This is a genomic window from Pseudodesulfovibrio sp., from assembly GCF_028692895.1.
Lineage (GTDB): Bacteria > Desulfobacterota > Desulfovibrionia > Desulfovibrionales > Desulfovibrionaceae > Pseudodesulfovibrio.
In genome coordinates this window covers 1-25,029 of sequence record NZ_JAQUWN010000014.1, presented here as the reverse complement: position 1 = coordinate 25,029, position 25,029 = coordinate 1, and the positions used below count along the sequence as shown (strand labels likewise).

At 62.7% G+C, this 25,029-nt stretch carries 24 protein-coding genes; 7 read left to right on the top strand and 17 right to left on the bottom strand.

Features of this window, described 5'->3' with window-relative positions; translation table 11 throughout:
* The first annotated feature begins 48 nt into the window (after positions 1 to 48).
* Entirely contained in the window at positions 49 to 2,187 is a 2,139-nt protein-coding gene (locus PHP91_RS05365) for a response regulator (protein WP_366141536.1), read from the top strand.
* A gap of 736 nt (positions 2,188 to 2,923) precedes the next feature.
* Here PHP91_RS05365 and PHP91_RS05360 read toward each other — a convergent pair.
* The 3 genes from PHP91_RS05360 to PHP91_RS05350 form a co-directional block, all read right to left on the bottom strand.
* Positions 2,924 to 3,460, bottom strand: a complete 537-nt coding sequence (locus PHP91_RS05360) for a hypothetical protein (protein ID WP_300137974.1) — start codon at positions 3,458 to 3,460, stop codon at positions 2,924 to 2,926.
* A 51-nt stretch (positions 3,461 to 3,511) separates the two neighbouring features.
* A complete protein-coding gene (locus PHP91_RS05355) occupies positions 3,512 to 4,018 on the bottom strand; it encodes a hypothetical protein (protein WP_300137972.1) in 507 nt (168 codons plus the stop codon).
* A gap of 389 nt (positions 4,019 to 4,407) precedes the next feature.
* Positions 4,408 to 5,592: an RHS repeat-associated core domain-containing protein gene (locus PHP91_RS05350; RefSeq protein WP_300137969.1), complete on the bottom strand. Its 1,185-nt coding sequence runs from the start codon at positions 5,590 to 5,592 to the stop codon at positions 4,408 to 4,410.
* 258 nt (positions 5,593 to 5,850) lie between these two features.
* Between PHP91_RS05350 and PHP91_RS05345 the strand changes: the two genes are divergently transcribed.
* Complete coding sequence (locus PHP91_RS05345; RefSeq protein ID WP_300137966.1) at positions 5,851 to 6,651, top strand: 4Fe-4S binding protein; 801 nt, start codon at positions 5,851 to 5,853, stop codon at positions 6,649 to 6,651.
* A 69-nt stretch (positions 6,652 to 6,720) separates the two neighbouring features.
* Here PHP91_RS05345 and PHP91_RS05340 read toward each other — a convergent pair whose 3' ends face one another.
* The 6 genes from PHP91_RS05340 to PHP91_RS05315 all read right to left on the bottom strand — a co-directional run bounded on the left by PHP91_RS05340 (position 6,721) and on the right by PHP91_RS05315 (position 13,051).
* The gene (locus PHP91_RS05340) at positions 6,721 to 8,034 is read right to left on the bottom strand and encodes a TRAP transporter large permease (protein ID WP_300137963.1); all 1,314 of its coding nucleotides are present in this window, start codon (positions 8,032 to 8,034) and stop codon (positions 6,721 to 6,723) included.
* Position 8,035: 1 nt separating this feature from the next.
* Positions 8,036 to 8,524, bottom strand: a complete 489-nt coding sequence (locus PHP91_RS05335; protein ID WP_300137960.1) for a TRAP transporter small permease — start codon at positions 8,522 to 8,524, stop codon at positions 8,036 to 8,038.
* Between the two features lie 63 nt (positions 8,525 to 8,587).
* Positions 8,588 to 9,586 (bottom strand): TRAP transporter substrate-binding protein, encoded by a 999-nt coding sequence (locus tag PHP91_RS05330; protein ID WP_300137955.1) that lies wholly within the window; start codon positions 9,584 to 9,586, stop codon positions 8,588 to 8,590.
* 103 nt (positions 9,587 to 9,689) lie between these two features.
* A complete protein-coding gene (locus PHP91_RS05325; RefSeq protein WP_300137952.1) occupies positions 9,690 to 10,700 on the bottom strand; it encodes a TRAP transporter substrate-binding protein in 1,011 nt (336 codons plus the stop codon).
* A gap of 55 nt (positions 10,701 to 10,755) precedes the next feature.
* A complete protein-coding gene (locus PHP91_RS05320; protein WP_300137949.1) occupies positions 10,756 to 11,349 on the bottom strand; it encodes a TetR/AcrR family transcriptional regulator in 594 nt (197 codons plus the stop codon).
* Positions 11,350 to 11,584: 235 nt separating this feature from the next.
* A complete protein-coding gene (locus tag PHP91_RS05315; RefSeq protein WP_300137946.1) occupies positions 11,585 to 13,051 on the bottom strand; it encodes an MFS transporter in 1,467 nt (488 codons plus the stop codon).
* A gap of 214 nt (positions 13,052 to 13,265) precedes the next feature.
* On the opposite strand from PHP91_RS05315, the gene PHP91_RS05310 reads away from it, so the two are divergent.
* Positions 13,266 to 13,493, top strand: a complete 228-nt coding sequence (locus PHP91_RS05310; protein WP_300137943.1) for a hypothetical protein — start codon at positions 13,266 to 13,268, stop codon at positions 13,491 to 13,493.
* A gap of 32 nt (positions 13,494 to 13,525) precedes the next feature.
* Here the strand turns inward: PHP91_RS05310 and PHP91_RS05305 are convergent, their stop codons facing one another.
* Positions 13,526 to 15,241: a PAS domain-containing sensor histidine kinase gene (locus tag PHP91_RS05305; protein WP_300137940.1), complete on the bottom strand. Its 1,716-nt coding sequence runs from the start codon at positions 15,239 to 15,241 to the stop codon at positions 13,526 to 13,528.
* 179 nt (positions 15,242 to 15,420) lie between these two features.
* Here PHP91_RS05305 and PHP91_RS05300 point away from each other — a divergent pair, with 179 nt between their 5' ends.
* Positions 15,421 to 17,430: a methyl-accepting chemotaxis protein gene (locus PHP91_RS05300; protein ID WP_300137937.1), complete on the top strand. Its 2,010-nt coding sequence runs from the start codon at positions 15,421 to 15,423 to the stop codon at positions 17,428 to 17,430.
* 60 nt (positions 17,431 to 17,490) lie between these two features.
* Here the strand turns inward: PHP91_RS05300 and PHP91_RS05295 are convergent, their stop codons facing one another.
* A complete protein-coding gene (locus PHP91_RS05295; protein WP_300137934.1) occupies positions 17,491 to 18,483 on the bottom strand; it encodes a glycosyltransferase in 993 nt (330 codons plus the stop codon).
* A gap of 218 nt (positions 18,484 to 18,701) precedes the next feature.
* On the opposite strand from PHP91_RS05295, the gene PHP91_RS05290 reads away from it, so the two are divergent.
* From PHP91_RS05290 to PHP91_RS05285, 3 genes are all read left to right on the top strand, one after another.
* Positions 18,702 to 19,574 carry a hypothetical protein gene (locus PHP91_RS05290; RefSeq protein ID WP_300137932.1) on the top strand — a complete coding sequence of 291 codons (873 nt, stop codon included), beginning with the start codon at positions 18,702 to 18,704 and terminating at the stop codon, positions 19,572 to 19,574.
* Positions 19,498 to 19,740: a glycoside hydrolase family protein gene (locus tag PHP91_RS17280; protein WP_366141535.1), complete on the top strand. Its 243-nt coding sequence runs from the start codon at positions 19,498 to 19,500 to the stop codon at positions 19,738 to 19,740. Before PHP91_RS05290 ends, PHP91_RS17280 begins: the two co-directional genes overlap by 77 nt.
* A gap of 275 nt (positions 19,741 to 20,015) precedes the next feature.
* Positions 20,016 to 20,318: a lysozyme inhibitor LprI family protein gene (locus tag PHP91_RS05285; RefSeq protein ID WP_300137929.1), complete on the top strand. Its 303-nt coding sequence runs from the start codon at positions 20,016 to 20,018 to the stop codon at positions 20,316 to 20,318.
* 438 nt (positions 20,319 to 20,756) lie between these two features.
* Here the strand turns inward: PHP91_RS05285 and PHP91_RS05280 are convergent, their stop codons facing one another.
* From PHP91_RS05280 to PHP91_RS05255, 6 genes are all read right to left on the bottom strand, one after another.
* Positions 20,757 to 21,044 carry a hypothetical protein gene (locus PHP91_RS05280; protein WP_300137927.1) on the bottom strand — a complete coding sequence of 96 codons (288 nt, stop codon included), beginning with the start codon at positions 21,042 to 21,044 and terminating at the stop codon, positions 20,757 to 20,759.
* Positions 21,045 to 21,316: 272 nt separating this feature from the next.
* Positions 21,317 to 22,288, bottom strand: a complete 972-nt coding sequence (locus PHP91_RS05275) for a DUF3150 domain-containing protein (RefSeq protein ID WP_300137925.1) — start codon at positions 22,286 to 22,288, stop codon at positions 21,317 to 21,319.
* On the bottom strand, positions 22,285 to 23,274 hold the full coding sequence (locus PHP91_RS05270) for an AAA family ATPase (protein ID WP_300137922.1): 990 nt from the start codon (positions 23,272 to 23,274) through the stop codon (positions 22,285 to 22,287). Before PHP91_RS05270 ends, PHP91_RS05275 begins: the two co-directional genes overlap by 4 nt.
* A gap of 90 nt (positions 23,275 to 23,364) precedes the next feature.
* Complete coding sequence (locus tag PHP91_RS05265; protein ID WP_300137919.1) at positions 23,365 to 23,658, bottom strand: type II toxin-antitoxin system RelE/ParE family toxin; 294 nt, start codon at positions 23,656 to 23,658, stop codon at positions 23,365 to 23,367.
* 3 nt (positions 23,659 to 23,661) lie between these two features.
* Positions 23,662 to 23,889, bottom strand: coding sequence for a type II toxin-antitoxin system ParD family antitoxin (locus tag PHP91_RS05260; RefSeq protein ID WP_300137917.1), 228 nt, complete (start codon positions 23,887 to 23,889; stop codon positions 23,662 to 23,664).
* Between the two features lie 56 nt (positions 23,890 to 23,945).
* Positions 23,946 to 25,029: hypothetical protein (locus PHP91_RS05255; protein WP_300137915.1), on the bottom strand; the 1,084-nt coding region annotated here is incomplete at its 5' end.

Genomic DNA, 25,029 nt, shown 5'->3' with positions numbered 1-25,029 from the left:
ACGTATCGGTCCTGGCCACGGTGGCCGGGCCGCACCGGGAGCGCACGCTTGGCCGACGACATCCGAACCTTCCGCGTCCTGGCCGTGGACCACGCCGAGGACATGCTGACCCGCTACCGGGACGTGCTCTGCTATGAATGCGAGGACGCCTCGGACCTGGCGGCGCTGATCCGCGCGGACGCGGCCCCGCAGGGCGGGGAGGGGGGCGACCCGGAGCGGCCGGTCTTCGAGGTCTCGGCCGTGACCGCCGGCCGGGAAGCCCTGGAGGCCGTGCGCGAGGCGTGCGGCCGGGGCGAGCCCTTCGCCGTGGCCTTCATCGAAATCCACCTGGAGGACGGCAGCGGCGACATGGCGGGGCTCGACGCGGCCGAGGCCATCCACGCGGTCGATCCGAGCATGGAGCTCGTGCTCCTCTCCTCCCGCGCCGGGGTGCCGCTGCGGGCCATCAACCGGCGCATCCGTCCGGCGGACAAGCTCCTCTACCTGCAAAAGCCCTTCCGCTCGGCCGAGCTGCGGCAGATCGCCACCTCCCTGGCCGCCAAGTGGAACACCGAGAACCGGCTGCGGGAGCTGAACGAGACCCTGGCCAGCAAGGTCGAGGCGCGCACCGCCGAGCTCAACGCCGCCAACAGCCGCCTGCGGCGCGACATCGCCAAGCGCGCGGCCGTGCTGCGCGAGCTCCAGGCCAGCGAGGAGCGCTACCGGCTGCTCTTTGAAAAGGACATTTCCGGCAACTTCGCGGCGGACGGCGACGGCCGCATCCTGGACTGCAACGCGGCCTTCGCCCGGCTGTTCGGGTTCGGGTCGCCCGACGAGGCGAACGGCGCGGACATCTTCGAGCTCTGGGACGACATGGGCGCGCCCGAGCCGCTGCTCGGCCTGATTATGCGCCACAACCGGGTGACCAACCACGAGGTGGTCTTCGCCCGTGGCCCGCTCAAGCGTCACCTCATCGCCAACTTCGACGCCGCGGTCAACGAGGCGGGCGAGCTGAGCGAGGTGCGCGGCTACCTCTTCGACATCACCGAGCCCAAGCGGCTGGAGGAGCAGCTCCGGCAGTCGCAGAAGATGGAGGCGCTCGGCACCCTGGCGGGCGGCATCGCCCACGATTTCAACAACATCCTGGGCGTCATCCTGGGCTATGCCGAGATCATCCAGAACTCGGCCGAGTCCGGCACCGGCCTGGCGCGCCGGGTGGGCGAGATCACGCTCGCGGGCAAGCGGGCCAGGGACCTGGTCAACCAGATTCTCAATTTTTCGCGCCAGGGCCCGCAGGAGCGCCACGCCATGACCCTCTCGCCCCTGGTCAAGGAGGCGCTCAAGCTGCTGCGCTCCAGCGTGCCCGCCAACGTGGAGATCATCTCGCGCATCGAGACCGACCGCGACTCCGTGCTGGCCGACCCCACCCAGATCCACCAGATCATGCTCAACCTCTGCGGCAACGCGGCCTTCGCCATGGCCGAGGCCGGGGGCACCCTGACCGTGACCCTGGCCGACGTGGCCGAGGGCGACCCCTTCGTCCCCCCGCGCGAGCTGGGCCGCCCGGAGCGGTTTGTGCGCCTGACCGTGGCCGACACCGGCCCCGGCGTCGATCCCGAGGTGGTGGGCCGCATCTTCGACCCCTTCTTCACCACCAAGCGGCAGGGCGAGGGCACGGGCATGGGGTTGGCCATGGTCCACGGCATCGTCAAGCGGCACGACGGCCACCTGGAGCTGGACAACCGGCCGGGCGAGGGCGCGACCTTCCACGTCTTCCTGCCCAAGACCTCGGACGCGGAGCGGCCCGTGGCCGAGGCCGCCACGGACCTGGTCTTCCGCGAGGGGCGCATCCTCTTCGTGGACGACGAGAAGCCGCTGGTCGACATCGGCCGCGAGATGCTCCAGTCCTGCGGGTTCGAGGTGGTGACGCGCACGTCCAGCGTGGAGGCCCTGGAGGCCTTCCGACACCGGGCGGCGGATTTCGACCTGGTCATCACGGACCAGACCATGCCCAACATGACCGGCATGGAGCTGGCGCGCGAGATTCTGCGCCTGCGCCCGAACATGCCGATCATCCTGTGCACCGGCTTTTCGGACGCGGTCTCCTACGACCGGCTGCGCGACATCGGCATCGGCGACTTCATCATGAAGCCGATCCTCAAGCACGACCTCATCGGCAGCATCAGCCGCCTCCTGGCCGAGGGCTAGGGGGGCGACGCCTTTCGCACGGCCGGGGAATCCACCGGCCGTCGTCCAGGCGGAGAGCAAGCCAGTCCGGGTCGCCGCCCGCATCGCCCATGGGGTCGGGGGCGGTCCGGCGGCTGGAGAAGGATTCGGCTATTAGTCTTGTCTCTGGTCGCTGCCGGGGAAATATGCTTTGTCAATACGCTTGTGTAGTAGTTTTGACAGAGCTGTATTGTATAAAAGAGAAATAAAAAGAACTACGAAATATAAAGAAAAAAATGAAAGAAACATAGTTGCCACAGTTGATGAATCAAATTCTATTTTTGGATAAAAAGGATCAATGTAAATTGAAATGCACAATAATAATGATGAAATCATGCAGATCATGATAAAAAATAGAACAGTTGTTTTGTTCGGCTTGTATTTTTTTATGAGCAAGTGAACTGGAATAAAAAGAACAATAAGTACAGAAAAATTAGCGATACTAGAGTTGAAATTGTAGACAGAAAATAAAAATGAATAATATACGATCAATGGGTAAATGGTAAGTATGGCATGCATGGCGTTTAAACAGGTACCATTTCTGGCGCCATTGTTTTTATGTTATTTGACCTTGAGTGTGCTTCTGGATAAGAAGTAATGTCCAGCATCCCTGTTTCCTAAGTCGATACATCAACGGCTTCCTTCTTTTTTCCCCTGCATCAGCCGAAGCGTACGAAGCCGAGGTCCGGGTCGTGCAGCCCGCCCGCGAAGCTCTCAATCAGATATGCAGAGTCTCATGATAGCATCGGTCGAATTTGAAGGTGTAGTCGGGGTTGATAAGGCATCGGATACGGCCCATGTATTTTCTTAAGGAGTCAAAGGGGGATACGACCTCAAGCGTCAGATCGACTCCGTTTTTGGCTTCCGGAAAAGGCAAGTCAAAGACGAACAGGATTATCAGGCTGTAGTCTTTGTTTTGTCCCTGATGCTCTCGGCCTTTGGGGGCGATGACCCCTTGCGCGAGTGTACGCCCATCGGATGTGAATCGATACCGAATTCGCCCTTTGTCCAGGGGTAAATCATCGAGAGCAAGCCAGCCGGGTACGGCAATGGCCACATCATAACATGTCCTGTATCTGTATTCTCTCAGTGGGATGGTAATCGATACGCCCTTTCCCGTTACGTCAAAGGGAAGATCGGCGATGTTCGCGTAAAAGTCTGAGGAGAACGCCGCCTGAAATTGCAGACTGTTGTATATGCGGTACGCACCAAACAGTATTCCGGCCAAGATTACTATAGCTAGAGCCCGTTTCATTCGTATCTCCGGTAACCCGGGAGACATTGATGCCTCCCGGGTTTGTTTGCATCAACGCATTTTATCGCCGCGATCCAAAACCCCATACCGGGTTCTCATCGTATCCGCGAAGTCTTGGCAGTTGTTTTTGTCGCCGTTAACTCCACAAAGATTATATGTGGGTTTCTCCCCAAGGCTCTTTACGGCCCGTCGCATGCGTTTGTCGTCGTAATGACGGCCTTCCAGGTCGTAGGCCTCAATCTTTTCCTGCTCCATCAGTCCATCTTCCCCCAATCCGATGTTCCTGCCCGAGCCGTCTTCCCAAAAGCCTTGCTCATGAGCGAATTGCAGGTTCTTCTTGTCGTCGATCTTCCGGACATAGGGTGTCGCCAATTGCGCCAAGGGCGCGGGTAGCGCCTTCGACGCCAGCTCGGTGACGCCCGTTCCGTACAGTAGCCCGCCAAGCGGCATGTCCAGCTTGCGTTTCCCGAACCGGAACAGCCCCAGCGGGTCCGCGCCGTTCACGGGGTCGTCCAGGCAGTAGCCGTACCAGTCCGGGTCGCCGCCCGCGTCGCCCATGGGGTCGGGGGCGGGCCGCTGGATGCCAAGTCGGTCTGGCGCTGTGCAAAACCGGGTTCCCCGCCGGGGCAGGGCCGACATGCCTGTGCAGGTATGATTGGCGCGTCGTTCAGTCGTGGAATTCGGACATGCACTTTTTGCAAGTATAAATGCAGCAGCCGTCGCTGAAAAAGTAATAACAACAAATAATTGCGATAGTGATATATAAGAAAAGTGAAAATGATTGCGAGATTAAATCGATAATAAGCACGACAAAAGCTGCTCCGAGCAGGGAAAATCCGATAGTCTTTTTGTATTCCTTGATCATTTTTGAACCACAATTAGGGCAACGATGCATGAAAACTCCTGTGAAACGGGTGGCAAGAGGTCCTTGCCACCCGTGCTTTGCGCTATTGTGTTTGGATGTAGTACTTGGGATCGTAGTCGTCCAGACGAGTTTTTTTCATCCGCTCAGCTTTCCCATCCGTTAATTCATAGACAGTTTTTTCCTCGGTAGCATCGAGCCAGGACCGTAAAGGGGGATATTCTTTTATTGTTCCGCGGAGGGCACCTACGCTACCTCCGATAAAGCCTCCGGCGGCAGCCCCTGGCCAGCCTGCCTTACTTCCTCTCAATGCGCCCATGCCTGCCCCAATTGCAGCATCTTTCGCTATTCGTGCCAGCGCCTCTTTCTTTCCCCTCAGCCCCAGCGGGTCCGCGCCGTTCACGGGGTCATCCAGGCAGTAGCCGTACCAGTCCGGGGCGCCGCCCGCGTCGCCCATGGGGTCGGGGGCGGTCCAGCGGCTGGTGAAGGGATCGTAGTCCCGCCAGCCGAAGCGTACGAAGCCGAGGTCCGGGTCGTGCAGCCCGCCCGCGAAGCCGATGGGGATGCGCAGGGCCGGGTTGGTATCCTTGAGGATGCCGCCGAAGGGATCATACTGGACTTCCTTTATCACATTGTTGTCGATGTCCACAACCACCCGCAGGGAGCCGACCTGGTCTTGGAACAGGCCGAAGACCGCGCCGTCGTCCCGGCGCATGGCGAAGGGTGTGCGTTCGCCGTCGCGGTAGGCGAATTCGAATCCGCTTTCGCCGTTGAAGAACCCGGCCAGGCGGACCATGTCGAGCCAGGCGTAGGACTCGGCCAGGCGGCCGTTGCGGTACTTGGCCGCGCGGCGGCCCTGGTCGTCGTGCTCGAAGGTGAACGCCGCGCCGTCCGGCCCTTCGGCCGAGAGCAGGCGGCAGTCCGGGGCATACCCGTAGCGCGTGTACTTCCCGCCATGGTTCCAGACGGAGCGGAACCCGTTCCCGTCATGGGTGTACTGGTTGTTCCCGGCGCGGATCAGCCGGTCGTTCATGGTGTACGCGAAGTTGCGGTAGCCGCCCTCCAGGTGGGGGAAGATGTCGTTCGATCGTCGGCCGTATCGGTCGTAGCCGACGCGGCAGACCGTGCGGCCGTCCAGCTTCGCCTCGGTCAGGCGGCCCGCCTTGTCGTAAGCGTAGGCCCATGTGGCGGGGCGTCCCGCCACGGTTTCGGTTTTCTCGACGATGCGCCCTTTGGGGTCGCGCCTCAGTTGGATGGTGAATGGCGTCATGATGGCCTCCTTTGGTTTTTCCCGGACCGGGTCCGGGAGTTTGGGGGACAGCATAACCCCGGTTTTCCGCCACGGGAAAAACGGCAGGAATAAACAGGAGAACGGGTAAAACAGGTGGAACTTGGCGTATTGACAGGGGTGGCGGGCGGCCCCCGGAAGGCGGCCTTTGACTTCGGCTCCTGCCGCGCATAGGCTGGCCCATGCCGACAGGCCGCGAGGGACGGGCCGGGCGCGGATGCAAACAGCAAGGAGCCTGACATGCAGTGTGACGAGGCGCGGTTGATCTTCTTTTCCCCCACCAAATCGACCTTGCGGATTGCGGAGGCCGTGGCCGCGGGCATGGGCTGCGGGAACGTCTCCCGCGTGGACCTGACCTTTCCCGAGGGGGCCGGGGAGCCCGAAGCCGACGGCGGCGTGGCCGTCATCGGCGTGCCGGTCTATGCGGGCCGCGTGCCCGGCATTGCGGCCGAGCGGCTGCGCGCGCGGGTGCGGGGCGGCGGACGCCCGGCCGTGCTCGTGGCAGTGTATGGCAACCGCGCCTTCGAGGACACCCTGATCGAGCTGCGCGACCTGGCCGTGGAGCTGGGCTTCAAGCCCGTGGCGGCCGGGGCGTTCATCGGCGAGCACTCCTTTTCCTCGGCCGCTCTGCCCGTGGCGCCGGGTCGGCCCGACGACGCGGACCTGCAAAAGGCCCGCGACTTCGGCGCGCAGGTCGCGGCCAAGCTCGCGGGCATGGCTTCGGCGGCCGACGCCCCGGAGCTGGCGGTGCCCGGCAACGTCCCCTACCGCGACGGTTGCGCGCCCAACGGGCTCGCCCCCGCGACCAAGGCGGACCTGTGCACCCTGTGCGGCGAGTGCGCGCGCCTGTGTCCGGTCCAGGTCATCCGGGTCACGGAAACGGCCGTGGAGACCGACGGCGACGGCTGCATCCGCTGCTCGGCCTGCATCCGGGCCTGCCCCACGCAGGCGCGGGTCTGGGACGCGCCCCGGATTCACGAAATCAACGTCTTCCTGAACGCCAACCACGGCGCGCGCAAGGAGCCGGAGACCTTCCTCTAGGCCTGTCACGAAGCATGGAAAAAGGCCGTCCGTTTCCGGGCGGCCTTTTTTGTGCGCGTTGCGGGGGCGTCAGTACATCAGCCCGGGCAGGAACAGGATGATCTGCGGGAAGATGAAGAGCAGGGTGATGCCCGCCACGATGGCGAGCATGAAGGGCAGGATGCCCTTGAAGACGTCCTCCAGGGTCACGTCGGGCGCGATCTTTTGGCACATGCCGTAGACCACGTAGACGTTGATGCCCACGGGCGGGGTGATGACGCCCATCTCCGTGACCAGGACGATGATGACGCCGAACCAGATGGGGTCGTAGCCCATGCCGGTGACCACCGGGAAGAAGACCGGGATGGTCAGCATGATGAGCGCCAGCGAGTCCATGAAGCAGCCGCCGATGAAGTAGATCAGGATGATGGCGGACATGATGGCGAAGGGCGGCATGTCGAACCCGGACACCCAACTGGCGATGTCGAAGGGGATGCGGGTCACGGCCAGGAACTTGCCGAAGACCACCGCGCCCGCGATGAGCACCAGGACCATGCAGGAGGTCCGCAGGGTCTCGTAGAGCGAGTTGACGAACCCCTGCCAGGTGATCTGACGCTTGACGATGGCCAGGGCCAGCACGCCGAGCACGCCGATGGACGCGGCCTCCGTGGGCGTGAACCAGCCCTTGAACAGCCCGCCGATGACCAGGGCGAAGACGATGATGGTGTCGCTCAGGTTGAGCAGGGAGCGGAGTTTCTCGGCCCAGGTGAAGGATTCGCCCTTGGGGCCCAGGGCCGGGTTGCGGCGGCATTGCAGGTGAATGCCGCCGATGAACAGCGCGGTGAGCATGATGGCGGGCAGGATGCCGGACACGAAGAGCGCGCCGATGGACTGCTCGGTCAGCACGCCGTAGATGATGAGCACCACGGACGGGGGCATGATCATGCCCAGGCCGCCGCCCGACGCCACCGAGGCCGCCGCCAGGGAGTTGGCGTAGCCGTAGCGCTTCATCTCCGGGATGCCCACGGTGGACATGGTGGCCGCCGTGGCCGGGCTGGAGCCGCAGACCGCGCCGAAGGCCGTGCAGGCCGAGACCGTGGCCATGGCCAGGCCGCCCCGGACCTCGCCCAGGAAGTGGTAGGCCGTGCTGTACAGCCGCTTGGAGATGCCCGAGTTGAAGGCGATCTGCCCCATCAGGATGAACAGGGGGATGGTGGACAGCTCGTAGGAGGCGAAGGCGTCGTAGATGTTGCGGCTCATGAGGTTGAGCCCGCCCTTCCAGGAGGTGAGCAGGGAGAACCCGACGAAGCCCACCAGCATCATGACGTAGGCCACGGGCATGCGGGTCATGAACAGGACCACCATGATGAGGATGCCGATCACGCCGGCCATAGTCGGGTCCATGTTACGCCTCGCCGCCTTTGAGAAATTTCACGATGTCCGCCGCCAGGCACAGGGTGTAGACCAGGAAGCCGAAGGCCAGCAGGTAGACGACCATGTATTCCGGCAGCTCCAGGTTCATGGAGACCTCGCCGGACTCGGCCAGGGTGGAGCCGTAGAGGAACATGCGCCAGGTGATGATCCCGACCAGGAACAGGGTGGCCGAGGTGGTCAGGAGCCCCAGGGCCCGGCGGGTCCGGCGCGAGAAGTGGCGGACCAGGATCTCCACGCCGATGTGGCTCTTCTGGTAGTGGGCGTAGGGCAGGGCGAAGCCGACCACCACGATGCCCAGGATGGTCACGATCTCCTCGCTGCCGAAGACCGGGGTGTTGAACGCCCCGCGCATGAAAACGTCCGCGCCGGTCAGGAGCGCCATGCCCATGAGGCAGGCGGCCGCGATCCGGCGCATGGCCGCCTCGATCCGGTCGAGGGGGCTTTTCTTCCTTTCTTCCATTGTTCCTCTTTCCTTGGGTTCCGAAGGGGCGGCGGAGCGGGCCGGGCCCGCTCCGCCGTCCGGTTATTTCAGGGTGGAGAGCGTGTAGTCGAGAATGGCCTTGCCGTCGAGCCCGCGCCCGTCGGCCTCGGCCACCCAGCCGTCCAGCACGGGCCGGGCCGCCTTGACCCAGCGGGCCGACTCCTCGGGGGTGAGTTGGACGATCCTGCCGCCCTGGTCGAGCAGGAACTGCCGCCCGGCCACGTCGTTCTCGTCCCAGGCCGCCGCGTGCTTCGCGGCCCATTCCTTGTTCAGGGCGCGGATGGCGGCCTGGCTATCGGGGTCCAGGGCGTTCCACTTGCCCTTGTTCATGACGATGAAGAAGACCGTGGTGTAGGCCACGTCGAACGAGTCCGTGCCGAACTTGCAGACCTCGCCGAGCTTGAAGGACTTGTTGGACTCGATGGGGTGCATGGACCCGTCCACCACGCCCTTTTGCAGGAGCTGGTAGTTCTCGGCCATGGACTTGGCCACCGGGGTGCCGCCCAGGGCTGCCACCAGCTTGGCGGAGTTGCCGGTGGAGCGGATCTTGAGCCCCTGCATGTCCTCCAGAGAGGTCACGGGCTTGCCGACGGTGAAGAGCAGGCCGGGACCGTGGGCGTGGAAGTACATGACTTCCACGTCGTCCAGTTCGGCGGGCTTGAACTTCTCGTGGACCGCGTTGGCCGTGGCCGTGGCCTGGGCCGCGGTCTTGTAGCCCAGCGGCAGGTCCACGGCGGCCATGACCGGGAACCGGCCGCGCGAGTACGCCAGGCAGGAGAAGCCGATGTCGGAGATGCCTTCGACCACGCCGTCGTAACACTGGGGGGCCTTGGTCAGGGTCTGGCCGGGGTAGTATTCCACCACGACCTTGCCGCCCGTGCGCTTCTCCACTTCCTTGCACCACTCCTCGGCCAGTTGGGACTGGAGATTGGCGGGCGGGAAGAAGGTGGAGTAGGTCAGCCGGGTCTGGGCCGATGCGGCGGCCGCCAGCATCAGGCAGGCCATGGCGGTGGCCGTGAGCGTCGTCAGAAGTCTGTTCATCGTTGCCTCCGGGAAGGGTCAGGGGTCCGAGGAGGAGCCGCGGCTCCCCCCGTATATATGCGAAACCGCCTCCCGCCCGGACGGATGGGAGGCGGCTGTTCCCCTACTGGGCCTTGGTCATCTCGGCCTTGATGAAGTCGACCACGGCCGCGCCGTCGATCTTCTTTTCCGCAACGGTCTTGACGTACTGGTCCATGACCGGCTGGGCGGCCTTGGCCCAGGCGGCGGACTCGGCGTCGGACAGGGCGATGAACTTGCCCCCCTGGTCGAGCAGGTACTGGCGGCCGAGCGCGTCGGCGTCGTCCCAGGCCGCGCCGTGCCTGTCGGCCCATTCCTTGTTGATCTGCATGATGGCGGCCTGGACGTCGGGATCGAGGGCGTTCCACTTGTCCTTGTTCATGACCACGAAGAAGGTGGTGGTGTAGGCCACGGAGAAGGACTCGGTGCCGAACTTGACCACCTCGGCCAGCTTCCAGCCCTTGTTGGACTCCACCGGGTGGATGGAGCCGTCCACGATGCCGCGCTGGAGGGACTGGTAGGTCTCGGACATGGGCTTGGCCACCGGAGTGCCGCCCAGGGCCTCGACGAGCAGGGCGGAGTTGCCGGTGGAGCGGATTTTGAGCCCCTTGAGGTCGGCCATGGCGGCCACCGGCTTTTCGGTGGTGAAGAGCAGGCCCGGGCCGTGGGCGTGGAAATACATGGGCTGGACGTCCGAGAGCTCCTCGGGCTTGAAATGCTCGTAGACCGCGTTGGCCACGCGGGTGGCCTGTGCGCCGGTGCGATAGCCCAGCGGCAGGTCGATGGCGGCCATGACCGGGAACCGGCCGCGCGAGTATGCCAGGCAGGACATGCCGATGTCGGAGATGCCCTCGACCACGCCGTCGTAGTTCTGGTGGGCCTTGGACAGGGTGGAGCCGGGGAAGTAGTCGATCCGCACCTTGCCGTTCGTCCGTTTTTCCACCTCGCGGCACCACTGCTCGGCCAGTTGGGACTGGATGTGGGTGGGCGGGAAGAAGTTGGAGTAGGTCAGCTTGACGGGGCCTCCGGCCAGGGCCGTGACGGCGAATCCGAGCAGGCAGGCGCAGGCGGACAGGATCAGGGTCGTTTTCTTCATGATATGTCTCGCAGCGTTACGGGTTATGGAAACCGGTCGGCCGGGCCGCCGGGAGTCAGCCGTTCTTGGCGCCGTTCGCAAGGGCCAGGGCGATGGCCGCCCGGCGCACGTCCCCGATGGTCAGGACCTGGGTGCCCAAGGTCCGGTGGATCAGGAATCCCTCGAACAGGGCGGTATTCAGCGCGCCGATCTTCTCGGGCGGGAAGTCCGTCCGGACGTGGGCGCGCACCAGGTCGGCGAAGATCTGGTTGGAGAGCCGGTAGATGGACTTGTTCATCAGCTTCTTGAGAATCTCGCTGTGGGCGGAGTGGATGGTGAATTCCAGGAAGATGGACGACCAGTTGCGGTCGTTGATGATGGTCTCCAGGAAGTCCCAGATGATGTTCATGGCCTCTTCCAGGTCGTGCGCGCCCGAGACCTTGGGATCGCGCGCGTCCCGGTATTCCCGGAGCTTGCGCTCCACGATCTGGAGGAAGAGCTCGTCCTTGCTGTCCCAGTGGCGGTAGAAGCTGCCCTTGGCGTACCCGGCGTTCTCGGTGATCTCGGCCACCGAGGTCTGGGTGAACCCCTTGGTGCCGAACAGCTCCACGGCCGAGGCCATGAGCTCGTCCATGGTCTGCTGGGACTTTTCCTGCTGTTTTTTCGCCATGCTCCATTCTCCGTGGCCGGATCGCTCCTTTTGCGGAGCGGGAAAGCCGGGGCGTAAAATGACCTACGGTCAAAAAATGACCTGCGGTCACTTTTGGAAGTCCCTGCTAGCATGGGGGCAAAGAGGGTGTCAAGCGGGGAGGGGCGGATCGGACGGGATTCCGCCCGGTTCCGGGCGGGTAATCGGCGCGCGCGTTCGGGGGGGGGGAGGAAAAACGGTCGGCCGACGGGCCGGGTCACTCCGCGTCCAGGGTCTCCAGGTTTACGCCGGTGGTCTCGATGCGGAAGAGCCAGGTCACGGCCGCGCCGAGCAGGGAGGTGCCCACCAGGATGGAGAGGATGGTCCCGGTGCCCAGGTCGGCCAGGAGGATGGGGAAGAGGAAGGCCGTGGCCGCCGCGCCCGCCTTGGCCGTGGAGGCGGCCACGCCCGAGCCGAGCCCCCGGATGGCGGTGGGGAAGACCTCGCCCGCCAGCAGGTAGGTCATGGCGTTGGGCCCGAGGTTGGTCATGAAGCTGAAGAGCATGAACCCGCAGAAGAGCAGGACCGTGCGCTCCGTCCCGGCGGTTTGGAGGGAGAGGGCGGCCAGGAGCAGCCCGGCCGCGCAGCCGACGAAGCCGATGACCTGGAGGCGGATGCGGCCGACCCGGTCGGCCAGGAGCACGGCCGCGACGATGCCGACCAGGAGGAGCAGGTCGATGAACGCCGCGCCCCTGGCCGCGCTCATCTCGTTGTGGATGACGTCCGCCAGGTTGCGCGCGTACCTGGCCTTGGCCCCGATGACCGAGGCCAGGATGGTGGGCGTGAAGATGCCGATGCCGTAGGTGCCGAGGTCCTGGAGGAACCAGGGCACGGCCGCCAGGATGGTGGCCCGGCGGTGGCGGCGGGAGAACAGGGCCCGGAATCCCCGGCCGCAGCGGAATGAGGCGCGGGGCGGCGGGGCCAGGGCGATCTCGGCCGGATAGGGCGGGTCGCGCCGGAGCAGCCGCCTGACCGCCTCCTCGGCCTCGCCCATGCGGCCCCTGGAGGCCAGCCAGGGCGCGGAGTCGGTGATGAAGAGCCGGGCCCCCATCACGAGCAGGGCCGGGACCACGGCCGTGGCGTACATCCAGCGCCAGGCGGTCAGCCCGCCCATGTCCTCCAGGATGAGGTAGCCCACGGCGGTGCCGACCAGCGCGCCCACGGCCTGGAACCCGAAGGCCCCGAGGACCAGCCGTCCGCGCATGGCGCTGGGGATGGACTCCGAGATGACCATGTGCGCCGTGGGATAGTCGCATCCCAGCGAGAGGCCCACCCCGAACAGGGCGGCCAGCAGGAATTCATAGGTGGGGCTGTAGACCAGGAGGGCCAGGCACAGGGCGAACAGGGCCATCTCCACGATGAACATGGTCTTGCGTCCGAACCGGTCGGCCAGGCCGCCCAGGGCCGTGGCCCCGATGAGGATGCCCACCAGGGGCATGGCCCCCACAGCGCCCTTTTCCGCCGGGCCCAGGCCGAACTCGCGGACGATCAGGGGCAGGGCCACGCCGGTCATGAAGACCACCAGCCCCTCGAAGAACTTGCCCGCCGAGGCCAGCGCCCAGATGCGCCACTGCATACCGGTCATGGGCGTGGCCGGGGAGGGGGTGCCGTCCCGCCAGAGCGGGGTCTCGTCGATGTAGTCCTGGACGGTGCGGGGGGCGTCCGGCTGTCGGGGCGTGCTCACGGTTCCGCCTTGGGGGCTTTGGGTTGGGCCGTGCGTGGGGTGGCGGCATGGAATGTGGCCCGGAAACGGGGAGCGCGTCAAGGGGGGGGCGCGTCCGGCGCCGGTGAGGCGCATGCAAATTGTCACCGGACCGTAACACGGCGACCACGTCGAGGGTGTATGCTCCCCCTCGTTCGGCCGAGGTGCCGGACCCATCCCGAGGAGGTGGACGTTTATGAAAGGGCATCAGGAATTCGCCGAAAACGACGGCGTGGAGACGAAGGACGTTCGGCACTGTTCCGTGTGTTTCGCCGTCATCCCCAAGGGCGCGCCCGCGCGCCGTTCCCTGGAAGGACACTGCTACTGCGAGCAATGCAGCAAGGGATTCTTCAAGGAAGTCAACCTGCGGGGGCTGCGGCAGGACTGCTGCCGGTTGCCCCGTGAAGAGCAACTCCCGGCCTGACGGCCGCTCTCTCCAATTCCCGGCCCGGCGCTTCAGGCCTTGCGGGGCAGCGTGACGGTGACCACCGTTCCCTGGCCCTCCGCGCTGTGCATGGTCACGTCGCCGCCGTGCCGCCGGGCGATGAGCCGGGCGCTGTAGGCCCCGAGCCCGGTGCCCTCCCGCTTGTTCATGGTCACGTGCTTGCCGAAGAAGGTATCCCGGATGGCCGCGGGCACCACGCCCGCGTTGCGGATGCTGACGCACGCCTCGCCGTTGGCCGTCACATCCATGGTCACCGGCCTGCCCCCGTACGCGTCCAGCGCATTGCGCAGCAGGTTGCAGAACAGGATGTAGACCAGGGTGCGGTCGGCCCGGATGCGCACCTCGGCCGTCTCGTCCGGCGGTGATCCGGCCTGGGTGACGCGCACGCCGCCCGGCTCCCCGCCCCCCGGGGGCAGACGCCGCGCCAGGCTGCGGAGCAGGGCCAGCAGATCGAATTCCTGGCGTCGGAGCTCGCAGGTCCCGGTTTCCAGCCGGTACAGGGTCAGGGGCCGACCGATCACGTCGAGCATGACGTCTCCCGCGTCCTCCACGGTTTCGAGCAGCTCCTTCTGGTCCGGCGTGAGGTTGTCCGCCTCGCGCAGACGCCGGGGGACGCCGATGATGCCTTTCAGGAGCGGACGCATGTCCTGGCCGACGATGCGGGCCATGTCCTCCCCGCGCCCGTCCAGGGCCTTGCGCCGGGTGACGTCGAGTCCCAGGCAGACGTATTCCGTGACGGCCCCGTGGTCATCCCGGATGGACGAGCCGGTCCATTCGATCCAGACGGGAACGCCGTCCCGCCCGCGCAATTCCATCTCCAGCTCCAGCCGGGTCCCGCCCCTCAGGAACGCCTCAATGGCGGCCTTTGCCGTTTCGCCTCCGCCCTGCGACTCGAAGATCGCGTCCAGGGACCGCCCCACGACGTCGTTGCCGTCCGCGCCCAGGTGGTCGGTGGCGTACCGGTTGGCGAAGGCGACCGCGCCTTCGTCGTTCAGCCGGAGCACCAGGCACCGGGAATTCTCCACCAGGCCGCGGCAGAGGGCGCGGCTGTGCGTCAGGTCCTGCTCCAGGGCCTTTCGCCTGCCGATCTCGCGCACCGAGGCCCTGACGCCGAGGTTCACGCCGCCTTCGCCGCGCACGGGCACGCTGTTGAAGGCGATCCAGCGGGTCCGGCCCTGGGCGTCCTGGATGCGGCAGTCGAACTGCATGGGCTTTTGCAGGCTTTCCAGGGAAGAAAAGCGGTTGAGGACGGCCTCACGGTCCTCGGGGTGGACCAGGGTGCGAAAGAGCCGGGGGTCGGCCATGAACGCCTCGGGCGGGTAGCCGGTGATTCCCTCGCAGGCCGGGGACACGTATTCATACCGGCCGTCCGGCTTCATCCAGTATTCCCAGTTGTGGGTGAAAAGGGCAACCGTGCGGTAACGCTCCTCGCTCCTGGCGAGTTTTTCCGCCGACTGGCGCATCTGCCGCAGGAGCGGGCCGATATTGTAGACGCCCGCGAAAATCAGCGCCGAAATGGCCAGTCCGAGCAGTTCGTACCCCAGGGGAGCGCTGTCGCCGCTGCGATAGAGGGTGACCACGGAGTGCAGACGGCGAAAGGCCATGGCGAAGATGCCGGCCGAGAGCAGGAGCCACGCCCGGTTGCGTCCGGTGTCGGCGATGAGCCTCAGCGCCAGGACGCCTGCGGCGAATTGGAGAAGGGTGGAGGTGATGCCGATGAAATACATGCGCTGCTCCTCCGCCGTGTTCGAGTTTGCAAGGCGAGGCTACCCTGATTCGCAATGTCGTGTCACTGAAAAATAAATGGGGAGAGACGGCATATCCGGCAAAGTTATAATATCCCTCCAATTCGTCTCCGATTAACGTCAGAGCAGGTTTCCCCGTAATACCAAGTTGAGGAGGAGTCATGCTCAAGAATATGCGATTGGGATTGAAATTGGGATTGGGGTTCGCGTTGGTGCTGGTCCTGTCCGCCGTTGTGTCGGCCATCAGCTATGTGGGGATTTCGAACATCGAGACGCAGGTCGCCAGGGCCGAAGGCGCGAACAATCTGGTGCGGCTCGTCCTCGAAGCGCGCAGGCAGGAGAAGAACTACATACTCCGCAAGGATCAGCAGAGCCTGGACAAGCGTGCCGAGCATGTCAAAGATTACCTGGCTGGCTCCGAGGCGCTGGCCAATATGTTCGATGAAGGGAAGGACAAGGAGCAGCTCGGTCAGGCGCTGAAGGCCATCAAGGACTACGACGGCGCCTTCCTCGCCTACTATGACGCCGAGAAGGGCAAGGTCCAGGCCATGTCCGCCATGCGCGAGAGCGCCCGCCGCGCCCTGGACGTGACCGAGGAGCTGCGGGCCGGGCAGAAGCTCCAGCTCAAGGCGCTCCTGGATTCCGGCACGGCGAGCAAGGCGGACCTGGAGGACAAGATCGCCAAGGCGGACGACGCCAACCGGATGATCAAGTTGTTCGTGGACGCCCGCAAGCTCGAGAAGGAATACATCATTTCCGGGAATGCCGACCACCTCAATGAGAACAAGGGAGACCTGAGCAATATCCTCGATACCATCGCGAGCCTGAAGAAGCGGTTCCAAAATCCGCAGAATCTCGCCCAACTGGACGCCGTGGAAAAGAGCGTGGGCGAGTATCAGACGGAACGCGACACGTTCGTCAAGCTCATGGCCGAGCAGGACTCGGTCACCAAGACCATGGTCGCCACGGCCCGCGAGGCCGTCGCGGTCTGCAACGCCGTCCGCGATGAGCAGAATGCGCAAATGCATGACGTGATGCGCAGCGTCAACCTGTTCACCCTGATTATCACCGCAGCGTCCCTGATCATCGGCATTCTCGCGGCCATCTTCCTCACCCGGGGCATCACCGGCCCGGTGGGCAAGGGCGTCCGTTTCGCCGAACGCATGGCCGAAGGCGACTTCACCCGCACCCTGGACATCGAGCAGAAGGACGAGATCGGGGTTCTGGCCGGGGCGCTCAACGACATGGTCATCCGGCTGCGCGGGGTGGTAGCCGAGGTGGGCGGCGCCACGGACAACATCGCGGCGGGCAGCGAGGAGCTCTCCGCCTCGGCCGAAAGCCTGTCCCAGGGCGCCACGGAGCAGGCCGCCTCTATCGAGGAGGTATCCTCCTCCATGGAACAGATGGCCGCCAACATCAGCCAGAACGCGGACAACGCTCGGCAGACCGAGATCCTGGCCAACAAGGCGTCCACCGACGCACGGGAGAGCGGTCAGGCCGTGGCCCATACCGTGGAGGCCATGCGGAGCATCGCCGAGAAGATATCCATTATCGAGGAGATCGCCCGCCAGACCAACCTGCTCGCCCTGAACGCCGCCATCGAGGCCGCCCGCGCGGGCGAGCACGGCAAGGGCTTCGCCGTGGTGGCCGCCGAGGTGCGCAAGCTGGCCGAGCGCAGCGGCACGGCCGCGGGCGAGATCAGCGAGCTGTCGAGCAACAGCGTGGCCGTGGCCGAAAAGGCCGGAGCCATGCTCGGCGCACTGGTCCCGGACATCGAAAAGACGGCGGCTCTGGTCCAGGAGATCACGGCAGCCAGCAACGAGCAGAACGCCGGGGCCTCCCAGATCAACACGGCCATCAGCCAGCTCGATTCCGTGATCCAGCAGAACGCGTCCGCCTCCGAGGAAATGGCGTCCACCAGCGAGGAACTCTCGGCTCAGGGTCAGCAGTTGCAGGCCACCATGTCCTTCTTCAAGGTCGACGCCATTGCGGGCGGGGAGCCCAGGGCGCGGTCGCGCAAGCCGTCGAAGGTGACGGTCAAGCGCAAGGCTGCGGCGGCCCTGCCCCCGTCCTCGCCCCGTCCGGCGGCCAAGGCCCCGGCGTCGGGGGCGGGCGGGTTCGACATGAACCTGGCCGATGACGAGGGCGACGGAGAGTTCGAGCGGTTCTAGCCCGCTCGGCGTGAACGACGACAACAGGGGCGGCCGCGAGGCCGCCTCTTTTCGTCCGGGCTAGAGCGATTCGATGAGCGCCGCCATCTTCCGGCCCACGGATTCGGGCGAGAAGCGGCGCATGTCGCGGACGGCGTTTTCCGTGACCGAGGCCGGGTAGGCCCGGCGGGCGACCTTGGTCATCAGGTAGGCGAAGTGGGCCCGGTCGACGTCGGCCCAGCGCATGGACCGGGTGAACAGGGGCAGGCGGTCGCACATCTCCTCGGAGACCGGGACGAGCGTGAAGGCCGCCGGGAAGCTGTTCGCCTCGTTCATGAAGAACATGTTGCCGGAATAGCCCGTGGCGATGACCGGCTTGCCCAGGCTCATGGCGTCGGACAGGGAGAGCCCCCAGGCCTCGGCGTGGTGCGTGCTGACGTAGGCGTCGCAGGCCCCGTGCAGGGCGGCCATCTCGCCCGCCGAGAGGTCGTCGCGGATGCCGACCACGCCGGGCAGGGATTCGATGTCCCAGAAGCTCCGGTACTGCTTCACCACCAGCCGGACGTCGGTCCTGCCCCGGAAGGTCGCGAGGAAGATTTCCAGCAGCCCTTTCAGGTCCTTGCGCGGGTTCACGCTGTCGCAGACGGTGTAGAAGCGGAAGGCGCGGTCCGGGCCGAGCAGGGTCCGGATGCGTTCCCGGTCGGCCTCGGACGGCTCCGGGACGCGCACGATGTGGGGCACGACGTCCACGTTGGCGAACCCGGCGTCGGCCAGGGCGTTGCGCGAGAAGGGGGAGCAGGTCCAGACCCGGTCGAAGCCGGAGAGCTGCTCGGCGTAGGAGGCCGGGAGGGTCTCGGTCTCCCAGACGCAGTAGGCGATCAACCGCTTGCCCGCATGGGCCCGGACCCACTCGGGGTAGAAGAACGGGTCGTCGTGGACGACGATGACGTCGGCCGCCTCCGGGGTGGAAACGAAGGCCACCCCGGCGTCGCGCATGGCCGCGATGTTCGCCTCCCCCGCGGTGCGATGGCTGATGTAGTGGCTGGTGTGGTAGAAAACCTTTCTGCCGGTCATCCCGTCTCCAAAGCGCTTCCGGGCGGCCCCTCCGGCCGTCCGCCCTTGGTTCACATACCCGAGAGCGCCGGTTTTCTCAACGCTTCCCGAGGCGGGGAGGAAGGACCGCACTGGAAAAGGGGGTCGGTTTCAACAGCCGGGACGGCCGCGACGGCCGCCAACCGAACCGGCAGCGAAAACGCGACGCCTACCAGAACCTGGACCGGCTCAACCACGTCGTGGAGGCGGAAAACGACGCACACGATTTCTTCACCAAGGGGTTGGACGACTGGCGAAAGGGCGTGACCGGCAAAGACCCGTCCGGGGACGCCACCAATCTCAAGAAGCAATTCGACGACTACGAGCGGTCCATGCTCGCCACGTTGCCCACGGGCGGCAGGCGGCACACCGCGCTGTCCGAGTCGCTCCCGAAGATCAAGGACGCCTTCCTCAAGCAGGGCCACCAGTTCGCCGTGGACAAGCTCAACGAGCGGTCCCGCACCGTGCTCGACAAGGGCTTGCAGCGGATTGCCAAGGGCGCGCTCGGGGCCAAGGATGAAAGGGACGTCCAGGCCCACGACGGCGCGGCCTTCGACCTCATCAACAAGTACGTGCTGTCCGAGGCCAAATTTGACGAGAAGGATGCCGACGATATGTACGGCAGGTACTTGGGGTATGCGGGCGTCGATTTGGAGAAGGCGCGAACTAAGGAAGATGTTGATATTCCGGGAGCCAAGCCTGGATTCAAGATGGAAGATGCCATCATGCTGGCGGAGAATGACACCGGCACTGCAAGTGATGCAGTTGGTGAGCAAAAGGTAGAATCCCCAAAAGAACCAAACCTAAAACCAGATGAGGGTGTGAAAAAGGTGGAGGACCATAATAAGTCCGTGCCGGATAAGGATGCCAAGTCGAAAAGCGAAAAAGGAAAAGTTAAGAAATTTAATCGGTTAAAACCTGTTGAAATGGCTTCAAGTAAAGAGGTGAAAGAACGCCTCAAAAAACGCGAGGTTTATCGCGAAAAGCCTTACGACAATGATGGTGCGAAGAATTGTACCATTGGATATGGACATTTATTGCATCGGGGGAGCCTGCACACAAGAAGACTATGACAAGTACAAGGATGGCTGGTCTAAAGAGAAGGCTCAAGAAATGTTTGAAAATGATGTGAAAACACACGAGGAGATCGTCAAAAAATATGTAAAAGTGGATTTGTCGCAAGGAGAGTATGATGCCTTGACACATTTCGTTTTTAACGTAGGGGGAATCTGGATTTAAGACATCAACTTTGCTAAAGAAACTCAACTCAGGCAACTATGATGGGGTCCCCGATGAAATGAGGCGGTGGAATAAAGGCACCGTGGACGGTGAAAAGGTCGTAATTGATGGACTTAAAAATCGAAGAGAGGATGAGGTTGAAATTTATAATAAGAAATAGATTTTGGTTAGGTTGGTTACTGTGTCTCGCGATCTGTCCTTTCGCCTTTGCACAACAGCAGGCAGATAATGCTTCATCATCCCATTCAGTACGAGATCCGTTATCTGATTGCAGTATGGCTGAGATAGACCGACAAATGGACGCAATAATCGATAAGATCAAATCTGAATATGCAGATGATAAGCTTTTTTTAAAAAAATTGGATGAGGCACAATCTGCATGGGAGGCATACAGGGAAGCCTTTCTTTTATCGATTTATCCTGAGGATGACGCTCGTGCTATGTATGGCAGCGACTTTGACGCCTGTTGGTGTTTTCAATACACCGCAAAAACAAAAGAACGAATTAAAGAGCTTCAAATGTGGTTGGACAAGGTTGAAGAAGGTGACGTTTGTTCTGGCAGTGTCCGATTTAACTAAACATACTTCAAAGACAAAACTGTGTTTCTTACAATCCTTTAAGAGAGCCGCCAGCATTCCGCCAGCGGCTCTTTTCTTATCTCTCAAACTCAACCCCGCACTGGTTGCAATGCCAGAGCCCTATTACGTGTCGGTCAATGTGTTCACCGACTTGATTGCCGACCGTAGCTCCGGCGAAGAATCCCGCAAAGGCTCCGGCGAGGGCTCCGGTAATGGCTCCCATTCCTGTGCCGATGACAGGTGTAAAATACGAACCGACAATGGCTCCGTACATGGCCCCACTTGAGGCACTGGCGTATCCTGCCGCGCCTCCGGCGACTCCGCCGACAGCTGTCCCCAGCTTCTGAGTTTTGTTGACCAGAACGACGTGCGTATCACAATTGCAGTTCGGGCATTTGGGTATCTCGTTTTCCATATTTTCCTCGTTCATGTTTGTGATTATTCGACTAGCGCACCACGAAGCATCGCGAACATTGCCGGAGCCAGTTCGGATAGGTCGCTGATGGTACGACTGTGATCCGGAAGCAGTTTAGAGATGGCCTCAGACATGATGCCCAGGCCGTATATCTCGATGCCGAACCGTCTGCCTTCTTCAATGGCATTGAAGGCGACGTTGAATGAATCGGGATCGCCATCCGTCAGGATGAGGATGATTTTTCGGCTTTCTGGGAGCGGGTAAACCTGCTGCAGGACCCACCAGAGCGCTTCGCCCAGGGGGGGGTGCAACCCGCTGCGCTCAGGCCGAAGTTTTTATGCAACCTTTCGCCGTGCCTCAGGACCGGGCAGACCGTGGGACCTTGATCGTTCCCATTGCCCCTGTCAGTTGGTGTACCCGCCGGGAAGGCTGTGACGGCCACGTTGATGCCGTCAATGGAATCCAAGGCCGTTGCCACGGCATGGCAGACTTGTGTTGTCAACACGATGCGCCGCCGCATGGAGCCCGAGCACGCTCGCCACCATGGGTAGCGATCTCATGATGAGGTTGTTGGTCATGGCAATCACCACAACCCATGGCTGTCGATACGATGCCCATGTGCTGCCTCGCCCACCATGACGGTTTGGGGCACTTTAACCGCCTTTTCCTCGGGAATCGGCGGGACGGTCTGTTCAAGCAACCCAATGAGGATATCGGAGGCGTCCTGACCTTCGAGAATCTTCTGCCCGTGCGCCACGAGCGTTGCGGGATCGCGAAGGAGTGAGACCACCCCCTGGAGCAGGAGCAGCGCACTCCCCTCAATGTGGCCACGTCGGGGCATACGATTGAAGGCCGTTTCCAGAAGATCCACCACGGGCATGACGCGGGGCTCGACAAAGCTCAAACCAGCTAGTTTGGCATGGATGGAACGCAGGGGCGAAAGAGCCTTATGAGTCACCTTGTCCTTGCCCTCGAAGCAACGATGCCAGGTGTCTGTGGCTGCCTTGGCGACCTCGCCGAAAAGCGTGCCGCCGAGGTCCTGGACCTCCTCATGCAGTCCCTGATGAACGGCGTCACCTGCCGGGGGCAGCAGCTTGAACATCTGCCACTTGAACCCGATGTGACTGCGGACATAATCCGCACTGACCGTCGAGGCACTGATAAGCCGTTCCCAGCCCGGATGCAGAGATATCCAGTCGCGGACCGCTTCGTCGTAGCGATTGAGAAACTGATCCTTGGCGGCAAGGAAATCGTCTCGAATAACGCTCAGTTCGGCCACGATGTCGTCGGCCCTGTCCTCAGGAATGGCCCAGCCGCCAAGGAAGCGAACGCCAGTCCTATCCAGAAGGTTCACGGCGCGGGCCTTGAGGGTGGCGAAGATGCGCAGCTCCTGCGGATTGCAGGCCTTTTTGCTGCCCAGCGAAGCCAAGTCTTCCGGCGGCAGTTGCGCACCGCCGAAGTCGGCAGGCGTCAGCTTCTTGCGGGCGGTCCAGATGCTCACGTCCAGGTTCAGGGCCATCAGATGGTCGAGCACGGTGATGTCGGTATTCATCATTTTTCATTCTCCTCTTGTTGCGGGAAGATGCGTTGGGCCAGCTCATGCAGCACGGCCCTGGTTTCCGGGGTGGCGCGATAGCCCAGAGCGCGGTCAAGTGCGTAAGTGATGGGTTGGATGCCCTGCCGGGCAAGCGGCTGGAATCGGACGGTCAAATCCGCCCAACGGATTAAGGTCCGAGTCGAGAAGGTCACTTCGATGGTGTCACGGAAATTGCCATCGGCCTCGCCCATAAAGAGCTTGCGCACCTCGTTGGCGAATTCGACCATTTTGCTGCGCACGTCTGAGGGAAGTCCCGGAGCTTTGCGATGCAGCAATTCCCGCTCTGCCTTGGGGCTCGGATAGCCGATTACGCAAAGCCAGAATCTATCCATAAAGGCGAGGTTTTGCCGGAGAGTCCCCTGGTAGAGCCCGGTCTCATCGGTCCCGCCGTTGGTGTTGGCAGTGGCCGCAAACCGGAATAGCGGATGCGGCTTGATGACCTCCCCTCCGTTTTCAGGGATACACAGCGGATCGCCATCCAGGATGCCGTTCAGACCAGCAGCGGTCGCCGGGTCTAGCAGGTCGATTTCGTTGAGCAGGAAAAGGCCACCGAACTTCATGGCGAGCGCAAGCGGTCCGTACTGGAAGCTCATATTCGAGTCCTCCACGGTCAAGTGACCGACCATATCCGGGAACTCCAAACGCCCGTGCCCGGTGATGTCGAACACCGGGTAGTTCAGCTTGGCCGCAAGCTGCTTGATGAGGCTGGTCTTTCCACTTCCTGCGGGGCCAAAGACGTACAGAGGATCGGACGAGCCCATGAACCACACGACCGCATCGCGGCTGGAGTCGTGGAACAGGTATTCCGAGTTGAGTTCTGGGGTAAACGAGCACGGGGCCGCAAATCCGCGCACTTTTCGCTTGGACTTTTTGCCGCTGAAAATCTCTCCAGCGTCATGCTCGACGGGCTGGATGGCTTGTAATTCTTTCAGAATTTCACTCATACTCTTCTCCTTTGGAAAACAGAAAAGGCCCCATCCCGAATACGGGACAGGGCCTTTCAGCAGTCTCTGATTATTTTTTACATGCTAATTTTATTCAACAAACAGCCCGCCCAGGTCGCGATGACCATGCAGGACGCGCACAATGCGAACCGCGTCCTCATCGACTTTATACAATGCCAGGTAGGAACCGATGACGAGGTACCGCAAGCCGGGACGAATATCTTCACGCGCCGGGCCGAGTTGAGGATGGCGAGACAGCTGTTGGCACTTGGCGTCAATGGCATCGAGGACATCGTCCGCCGACTGCGGATCGTCCAAGGCAATATGACGCCAAATGTTGATCAAATCTTGTCGCGCCTTTTCAAGGCGTATGACGGGCAGCATCGGCTACAAGACACCCTTACGCGCTTCGGCCTTGATGTCTTCGATGGACTCCGGAGAAGCGTCACCGCTCATAACACCCTCGTCCCAAAACCGGCCAAGCAGTCGCTTGGCTTTCCATTCGCGCAACGCTTCGCGCACAACTTCACTGGAAGAGGCGTAGTCGCCACTGCCGACGGCCTGTTCAATCAGACGGGCTTGATCGCTCGTCAGGGATATGCTGATTTTTTCCATGATGGCCTCCAGCGCAAAAGTAGGATTTATTCATACTTTCGTCAATGCTCTCCCGGTCAGGCCGCTGCCTTCAGCGCTTTGTTGATTTTACCGACATACAGCCGGTCGTGTGGTTTGCCAGTCTTCTCGCACTGCTCTAAAGCGGCTTGAGCCTTGAGTTCATCGCCGGTTAATGAGGTCAACTTGTCCACCAACAAGGAGCGGTCGAGCGTCCTTCGGCCTGCTACAGTTGCGACCCGGAAACGGTGGTCTCCGGTTGAGATCCAGTCCTGTGTTCCGATCAAACTGTATGTCTGCCGGATACGTTCTTCAGCATCTGCGATGCGTTCTTCCAAGACGGTCTTTCGCTCCTTGAGCATGGCAAGTTCTTCCAGTTCCAGACCGCAGGCGGAATCCGAGGGGATGCTCACGGCCTGAAACTTAGGGCAGTCTGAATTGACCTCGCACCAGTCGCACAGAGGGTGGAACCCCCGGCAGTAGTCGAGGTCGTTCAACTCCAGGTTGCCAGATCGCACGTCTTCCACTGTTCGCCAGATGCCAACAGCTGTCTGTATGCAAGCCTCAAGCATGGTTTCGTCCGGAGGATAAGGGCCAAACGGTTTCACTTGGTCCATGGAAATGGAGAGCACCCAAGCCTCGATGTCCACGGCATCCTGAGTGTCAGGGAGGGCTACGCCGAACAGCCACTGTGCGACCTGTGGGAATGTCGCTCCAGCGAAGCCGGTGGGGTTGTGCTCTTCAGGAACAGTGAAGCATGACTTGTCCCAGCACGACTTGAGCAGCCCGACCTGGCCGTAGAGTTGTGCTTCGTATGAGGAGTACAGCGAGTCCGGGATACGCCCGTTGCTCTTCAGTTCCAGAATTCGCACGGCGGGCCGCTGTCCGCCCCAGATCAAGGTGAAGTCCAGATGTGCCTTGATGGGCACACCCCTCTGTTCCGTGGCGATCTCAAGCGGCGGCACCAGCTTTACGCCGGTGGCTGTGAGCACCTTTTCGATACCCATTTCCTGCCAGTGTCCGCGTTGCAGGACGACCTGCTTCCCGAGCATACGGGCCATATCCTCTGGAATAAGGCCGCTCACGGCGGTTGCGGCGGGAATGGCGGACATGCCGAGCTTGCTCGCCACAGCGGCACGCATG